Raw genomic sequence first — 3,621 nt, 5'->3', positions numbered from 1 at the left:
ATTGGCGCTCGCTTCAAATGTTTGAGAATCTGTAATTCTACATCCATTGCCCTCTCTACCTCACAGCTTCTAAATATTTCTTCTATTGTAGTTCAAATTTCGGAAAGTGACAGAAGAGGGATATAGCACTACGGACTTACATTAGGACACTTATTACTTAATGACGAGTTACTTATTACTTCCGAGCAATCAAATAAACTTGTCCTAATACAACAATGGCAACGGCTATATCTAGCTATTTTCGAGAATTGGTATAACTCACCCAACCGAGAATTGCGATATCAACCCAATTACGACAAAATAGTGATTAACTAAAAATACTGGTTACTTTTCCGATAATATCTTCCCGATGAATCGTGCCAAAACTTCTGCTGTCAGTACTGTGTGCTAAATTATCTCCTAATAAAAAAAATGTGCCGTCTTCAGCAATGCTAGAGATTCTTTTAACGATTTCTAAACCTTTTTTATCAGGGTGAGTTACTACTACTAAATCATTAATTTGAGGTAATGTCTTTTTATAGGCATCAGGATTAATTAAAATTTCTTCTCCTGGTTGCAATAGAGGTTGCATCGAAATACCTGTTACTTGAAATCTTTTGCGTTTTCTAATAATCCACAAGAAAAATTCACGATAGCTTGTATTAGGTAATTCGTTAAGCATTTTTCCAGTCTAAATCAGTGACAATTGAGCGTAAATAATCAAGACTATAACAAAAGATACTTTTTTAAAATTCAATGACTCAAGTTATGGACACTTTAGAAAAAGCATTTTTTGATAAATCCAAAAATTCAGCACTTTTACATTCAATGACTAACTTTCCACATTTAAAAGTTGGCTCTTGGAACGCAACCTAGTATCACTTTACAAAATTGCCAATAAAAATCGTATATTTAGTCACAATTTATACATAGTGTATCAAAATTTATAGACTAAATACAGTTCGTGATAAACACTACAAAAATATTTATTTATTTACAATTTACTTAGTAATAAGTCAGCTTAAATATATTGAGATCGAGAGACATAGATTTACGATGCAGTGGTTGATTACAGCTAAATACGCATTATTTATTTTGGGGCGGAGAAAAATTTCTCATGCTCCTTTTGTGTTTTTTCGATCGGTATTTGGGAATTGTAAAAATAGTAATTCTTTTTATCTCAGAAAGAAAGCTGACTTATCAGCCTAATATGTTGTTGTTTAAATTCTGATTTTAAAGCGCGTTATGTCTTATAACTTTGAAATTATTGGCATTACCCCAATATTAACTTTCTTTAACTACCAACAGGAACTAGAGATTAATCCTCAAAGAAGTAAAACTTATTTAGGTAGTTATCAGTGTACCCTTGATTCTTTTATTGACTCTACTCAAATGATTCCTAAAAAACCTCAATGGAATTGGGATGAAGTTGTCGAAACTATGATTAATTTTTGGCTCAAACACGAAGATAGTATCCGTCACTGGAAAATAGAGTTAGAAAGTTCTCAAGAAAATGCTTTAGTGATCGGTAGAATAGCTAATTTAGAATGTTTAAGAGCCGAACTCGAACAAGCTTTTGAAGCTTAACACTAACTCAGCAATTAAAAAATTAAAATTCAAGATACAGCCTATTGCATTTCATTCTGGGACATGAAGTATCAGGAAATTTTAATTATAGGGTAGGTTGGGCGACCGAAGGAAGCCCTAAAGGATACACCTTCGGATATACTTTAGTGCAATGCCCACCTTACTACAATTTTTTGTCTCTCTTAGTTATGCAAACTGCTGTAACTCAAGTTGCTAGTTAATATTATTTAGAGAATAAAGTCAAAACTTACAAGTTTTGGCTTTATTTTTGTAAGAGGTGTAGCTAAATTAAGTAATTTTCACTAATCTCAAATGTAATAATTTAAATTGAGTTGCAAATGTTGCAGATTAATCTACCGTACGACAAAGAAGCTTACTTTGACCAATGGTCATAGCACCTAGGTAAAAGACGAGATAATATCTGTGGCGACTAAGTTTTGCCCGATAATACTTATAGATATACCCAGAAACAATGCATATTATCATCTACGTATTGGTTGTTTATCGGTAATTTCTCTGAAGACATCCACTCAAATTAAGATTACTTTGAAAAAGACTGAATAAACAAGTTAGTTTTTGTAAATTGCTCATGATAGTGAAATTGCAAAACACAGAACCAATTTAATAAAAGTCAAATTATTATTCTTTACAGAATAATCAACTGCATAAGAAAGCAACATCAGTTTTTGTAATCTAAGGAATGAGAATTGAATAAAATCCAAAATTGAAATATCGGTGAATTACGCTTACGCTAACAACACCCTTCCTCATCTGTAAGTTATTTAATTCACGATCCTAAACTTGCCAAAAAACTATTCTTTAACGAAGGTATTGCCATTTCACGAGATGAAATCAAATCAAATCAAATCAAATCAAATCAACAGTAACTTCAGGATTTATATTTAATACTATCTATTTATTATTATTAACTGATTAAATTAAAGTCAGATTGTTTAATTGCTGTTTTATCCTGTCAACAATTCTCAAGCTCAGTGAATATTTTTAAGTGATGGCTTCCTGGTATAACAACTGAATTAAAGCAATATGACTAACAAGCTATTTCATTTTCCCAACCAGAGAATAAATTCTCTGTCTAACAACCAAAGTCCGTTCCAACTATTATTTATATTGAAATTTTTAAGGAGTAATCAAAGTTGAGTTTATCTATTCAATCTCTAATCGCGATCGCTGATACTATCGATCTCGATCCTCAAATACTAAATAATCTTGCGACCGATGCAGAAATAGTTACCTTTGATTCCACGCAAGATATTGGAGAACAAATCGATCGACTGTTGTTGGATCATTCAGATACTCAAACTTTACATATTGTGTCAGAGGGTGATAATCAGAGTTTACAATTTGAATCAACAAACTTACAGAATATAGCTTCGAGTCAAGAAACAACTATTTTAGTTCATAATCTCGATCGCGAAACTAGGAATTTTAATCTTCTCCAAGAATTTAAAATTGATGATTTATCAACTTTAGATACTCAAAGTCAGACTGTTACTACCGACTTAGATGATTATGCTCCTGGTAGTACGGCTATTATTTCTGGTAACAATTTTCAGGTTGGCGAAACTGTCGAGCTTCAAATATTACACACAGACGGTACGCCCAATACTGGTGGCGGACATACTCCTTGGCTGATTACCGATGGTGGTTTAGCCGATCTAGATGGTAAAGTCGATGGTAATTTTCAGACTACTTGGTACGTCAATCCCGATGATTCTGCTGATTCGGCATTTGAGTTAACGGCTACGGGTTTGAATTCTAATCAGGCTGCAATTACAACTTTTACCGATTCGGGAAATCCATCCCCCGTTCAAACTTTTTACGTTCCTTTACCCGAAGCTAATATTCAGACTGCTTTAAGCAATTTATTAGAACTTACGCATTGACAAAAAATCACTGTCATGGATGCTAAACGGCAAAAGTATCTGTAAGATTACTTAAAATGTATTCGCGAATTACTAAAGTGAATAGATTCCTTTGCAATTGATACCAATTAGAAATTGAGCTATTTGAACGCATTTTTTCCAAACGAATAAA

The 3,621-nt window shown here is 32.8% G+C and carries 3 protein-coding genes and 1 pseudogene; 2 read left to right on the top strand and 2 right to left on the bottom strand.

What is annotated here, in order from left to right; all coding sequences use genetic code 11:
* Positions 1-307: 307 nt before the first annotated feature.
* Positions 308-661: a nickel-type superoxide dismutase maturation protease gene (gene sodX, locus H1P_RS31785; protein WP_144875250.1), complete on the bottom strand. Its 354-nt coding sequence runs from the start codon at positions 659-661 to the stop codon at positions 308-310.
* Positions 662-1,224: 563 nt separating this feature from the next.
* Here sodX and H1P_RS31780 point away from each other — a divergent pair.
* Together H1P_RS31780 and H1P_RS31775 are read left to right on the top strand one after the other, a co-directional pair.
* Complete coding sequence (locus H1P_RS31780) at positions 1,225-1,566, top strand: hypothetical protein (RefSeq protein ID WP_144875248.1); 342 nt, start codon at positions 1,225-1,227, stop codon at positions 1,564-1,566.
* A gap of 1,154 nt (positions 1,567-2,720) precedes the next feature.
* Positions 2,721-3,470: a DUF4347 domain-containing protein gene (locus tag H1P_RS31775; RefSeq protein WP_144875246.1), complete on the top strand. Its 750-nt coding sequence runs from the start codon at positions 2,721-2,723 to the stop codon at positions 3,468-3,470.
* Between the two features lie 22 nt (positions 3,471-3,492).
* Here H1P_RS31775 and H1P_RS39650 read toward each other — a convergent pair.
* A pseudogene (locus tag H1P_RS39650) lies at positions 3,493-3,621 on the bottom strand (IS701 family transposase); the annotation flags it as partial.

It is taken from the genome of Hyella patelloides LEGE 07179, assembly GCF_900659865.1.
Lineage (GTDB): Bacteria > Cyanobacteriota > Cyanobacteriia > Cyanobacteriales > Xenococcaceae > Hyella > Hyella patelloides.
This window is presented reverse-complemented; position numbering and strand designations above follow the sequence as displayed.

Bases quoted from the DNA above. Each gene is read 5' to 3' on its own strand.
- sodX (WP_144875250.1), bottom strand. From the start codon at position 661: ATGCTTAACGAATTACCTAATACAAGCTATCGTGAATTTTTCTTGTGG.
- H1P_RS31780 (WP_144875248.1), top strand. From the start codon at position 1,225: ATGTCTTATAACTTTGAAATTATTGGCATTACCCCAATATTAACTTTC.